This is a genomic window from Methylobacterium sp. (assembly GCF_019745455.1).
Taxonomy (GTDB): domain Bacteria; phylum Pseudomonadota; class Alphaproteobacteria; order Rhizobiales; family Beijerinckiaceae; genus Methylobacterium.
Genome location: NZ_JAIETD010000062.1, coordinates 1 through 3,563 on the forward strand (window position 1 = coordinate 1; position 3,563 = coordinate 3,563).

General features: G+C 59.7%; 3 protein-coding genes. 2 read left to right on the top strand and 1 reads right to left on the bottom strand.

The features are described from left to right. Positions 1-368: 368 nt before the first annotated feature. On the top strand, positions 369-722 hold the full coding sequence (locus K2Y56_RS14600; RefSeq protein ID WP_292508747.1) for a DUF2958 domain-containing protein: 354 nt from the start codon (positions 369-371) through the stop codon (positions 720-722). 388 nt (positions 723-1,110) lie between these two features. Next, on the top strand, positions 1,111-1,626 hold the full coding sequence (locus K2Y56_RS14605) for a hypothetical protein (protein WP_292508750.1): 516 nt from the start codon (positions 1,111-1,113) through the stop codon (positions 1,624-1,626). Positions 1,627-1,823: 197 nt separating this feature from the next. Here K2Y56_RS14605 and K2Y56_RS14610 read toward each other — a convergent pair whose 3' ends face one another. After that, on the bottom strand, positions 1,824-3,398 hold the full coding sequence (locus K2Y56_RS14610; protein ID WP_292508752.1) for a reverse transcriptase domain-containing protein: 1,575 nt from the start codon (positions 3,396-3,398) through the stop codon (positions 1,824-1,826). Positions 3,399-3,563 lie beyond the last annotated feature (165 nt).

Consider the following 3,563-nt stretch of genomic DNA (forward strand, 5'->3'; position numbering starts at 1 on the left):
CTCTCTCCCTCTCTACCCGCCTGCCTCTGCGGCTATCGATGTGCTGCGGCAGCCTCTTACTCGCTTGCCGCGCCGCGCTAGGCCGATCCGCTCCGAACCAGCGTCCTCCGACACTCTGTCTCTGGTGCCTGTTACACAGCCGGACTGCTTCCGGACGCCTCTGCTGTTGTAGTTTCACTGCACTCCGTCGATGCGTTCTCCGGATCTGCGGCCTGTCCGCTACGCCGGTAGGCTCGTCAGCCATCCGCCTGAACTTCTGCATCTCAGCCTGAATGCTGGCTTGGCCGTGCACGTCGCGCGGTCGCCAACGCCGAGGCCGTCATGCTCATTCTTCTTCGTCATCCCGAACACATCAGGGCCAGCCGCTGATGCCGCGCCCCGTGCTCATCACGGCGGCTCAGCGTGCGCAGCTGCTTGCCAACGGCGCCCGTACGGTCCGCGGTGAAGACATCGATCCCCATCCTATCGTCAAGCTGTTCACCCCGGACGCTCAGGCAACCTGGCTCCTGACTGAGATCGACCCGGAAGAGCCCGACCGCGCCTTCGGGCTTTGTGATCCCGGTCTCGGCGCGCCGGAGTTGGGCTACGTCAGCCTGGCTGAACTGGCCGAACTGCGCGGGCGCCTCGGACTACCCGTCGAACGTGATCGTCACTTCGTCGCCAACCGTCCCCTGTCAGCCTACGCCGCTGCCGCACAGGCGGTCGGGCGCATCATGTTCTGAGCGCAAGCATGAACCCGTGGCAGACCGCCGCTCAAGCATCTTCGTCATGATCGACGGGCGTCAACTCGGTCTGTTCTACAGGCTAACAGCTCTTCGCCGAACACGGCCCAACTCTCGGCTAGCCTCAGAGCGTGCGATTGCGTCAGCTTCGTCCTTCAGCCCTCCCCATCGGGGCCGTAACTCGCAGGCATTCCGATCATAAATTGCAAGAGCGCGGACGATTGTCTTGAGTCCTTCGTCGGCTGCTTACCAAGCGTAACGATGCGCCTGAGGTGGCGAGGAGCGCCGGACTATATGGCAAAGTCGCACATTCAGCGGGGCTAGTCTTAGCCAAGCTCGTAGCGACCGCGTTCTGCGCGCTTCTTCTCCGTCAGCTCCGGTGCTTATCATGCCCTTCGTCGGTTCCCTCCTCTGTCATCAAACTTCCGAACCCGATCCCATCGTGTTGATGCAGCGCACGCCGCTGGCCGAAGCACGCCGTCGAGGGGATCAGCTGGTCGGTACCCATAAAATTCACGAGGTTTGGAAGGCAGCCGGCGATCCTACCCGCTTCGCTGCCGTCACCGCTGGACCGCTGCCCGCAGCATCGGTGCTGGTGACTTCGGACAAGCCGTCGTGGCTCGCCGATCTGCCACCTCTTTCCGAATTCGCTGCGGCACAAATCCTCTACGACGAAGACAAGGCTCGCTTCCTCATCCTGATTGATTTGGATTTGCTCGTGCACGCTGACACCCTGCGCACCATTCCGAAGCTCTTCGCATTGCCTGCCAATTCCTACATTCTGCGCGTCGCGCCCGAGGTCATGGCGATACTGGTGCAGGATGAGGGGGCCGATCCGAAGCTAACCGACTTCCATCCGGACTGGGAGCATGGCCGCTACGCCTTCGTTCCCCGCTTGTGCTAACGGAGTTTACCAAACGGGCCAGCACTTGCAGGAGGTACACTTCGTAGTACTGCCTTTCGACATGAAGCGTCTGAATGACTTGGTAAGAATCCTTGCAGAACCAGTGGCAGGCCTCGTCCGCGAAGGTGCATGCTGGTTGGCGCGCTCGACTTTAACCGCTGCACCCAAGAACTCGGCCTCCGCCGATTGCGGCGGAGTCACGGTGCCGCCGCGGCGAGCCAGCTGTTCAAAACGTCGATGTGGATCGCGAAGTCGCGGCCTTCCTCGGGGCCGCCTTTGTGAATCACACCTGCCACGGCGCCATCGGCATCAAGAAGCGGGCCGCCAGACATTCCTTGCGTCAGCTTCTGGGTCACCTCAATCAGCCGAACCGCACTTTTGACCGTGATCGTGCTAACCACACCCGGCCTGACGTTGAGCGGGTCGCCCGGCGCCCATTTGGGATAGCCAACCGCTATCATCAGAGCGCCGGTGGCAATCGGCAGCGCTGCTTGATCCAGTTTATAATATTCGGTAGCTGGGATCTCATGGCTAAGGACGGCAAGATCCATGTCATCGTCGCTTTTCAAGACTATCGCCTTGAAACTGTTGGAGTGCTTCGAGGGATGGAAGATCTCGACCTCCTTTTTACCCGCCACGCAGTGCGCGGCGGTGATGAAACCAACGCCGTTCAGGAAGAAGCCAGTTCCCTGGCCATCGTCGTGCTCCACGACCCACACCGCTCGATCACGACGCTCAATCGGCGTCGGCAGGACCTCTATCTTGCAATCGGGGAAGCACCAGTTGAAACGAAGTGCAATACTGCGGACCACTGGGTCCGAAGAACCTTTAATGTAACTGATCCAGGCAATCTTGCCGAGGAGATGCGAAGCCAGGCTGGCACTTCCGCCGGACGCCTCATATTTCGCTTGTGCCCCAACCGTGCCGAGTGTCTCGACGGAGTGAAGGGCCGCGCGAATGTTGCGGATATATCGACGATCGACGTTCAGTAGCTCATTGACCTTGAGGCCGGTCACCATCCGACGAGAGTGCCGATCGGCGTAGTGCGCCTTGCTCGGATTGATCGTAAAGCCGTTGCCGGCGAAAAGTGCCACCAGGGATGGGACGAGTAGATTGGGAGCGAAGTGCCCGGCCAGTGGGAGTGGTCCTTCGAATAGCGCAGTCATCGGTCGGTGACTGGAGAAGGTAATGTCGTCAGCGTAGCGCGTGTAGATGCAGCGCGTTACCTTGGCGAAGTTGAGCAGTTCTCTATCTAATCGGAAGCAGATCATGTTGGAAAGCAAGGGGCTCGTAGGTGCGCCCTGTGGCAAGTGGCCATTAATGCAGCAAAGATACCCGATGGCAGCAGCTACACTGCTGCCAATCCCAAGTGCCTCCAGCATGCCGACGATCCGGTTCTCCGTGATTGTCGGAAAAAAGTCCTGGAGGTCGAGATTTAGTACGAAGCTTCGGCGAAGGTGCGACAGCGCGTTGGTTTTAACCGACCGCTGCAGGACAAACCCGTGCACCGGATTACGGACTGTATAGAGTGGATCGAGAAGTCGCAGGAGCTGTCGCTGAAGGTGTTTGAGGCGGTCATCAGGTGCACTGATAAGCCTGCCCTTGTCCTTATTCTTTGCAATCTCAAAAGATTGGTACATGCCTCCTCGGTGCCAGCGGATTTTGTTCAGCTCCTTGGCTGTCATGCCGAGATGGGTAAGAAGGGCCGCTTCGCTTGCAAATTCGGCGGGGACGGCAACGCGGATTGGTGGTCCGAACGGGTCGCGCGGCACGAGGTCTCCCTTCCAATCACGCCACGGTCACACAAGATTAGGGTGGCGCGCACGTTATCCCCAGACATTAGCTCTTACGCCGCAGTTGCACAGCGCGTATGCGAAGGGAGACCTCGTACACGGCGACTAGCAGGTTCCGCAGCGGCTCGCTACTTCTCAACTAGC

Excerpts from the sequence above, each read along its gene's own strand:
- K2Y56_RS14600 (WP_292508747.1), top strand. The coding sequence starts at position 369 with ATGCCGCGCCCCGTGCTCATCACGGCGGCTCAGCGTGCGCAGCTGCTT.
- K2Y56_RS14605 (WP_292508750.1), top strand. The coding sequence starts at position 1,111 with ATGCCCTTCGTCGGTTCCCTCCTCTGTCATCAAACTTCCGAACCCGAT.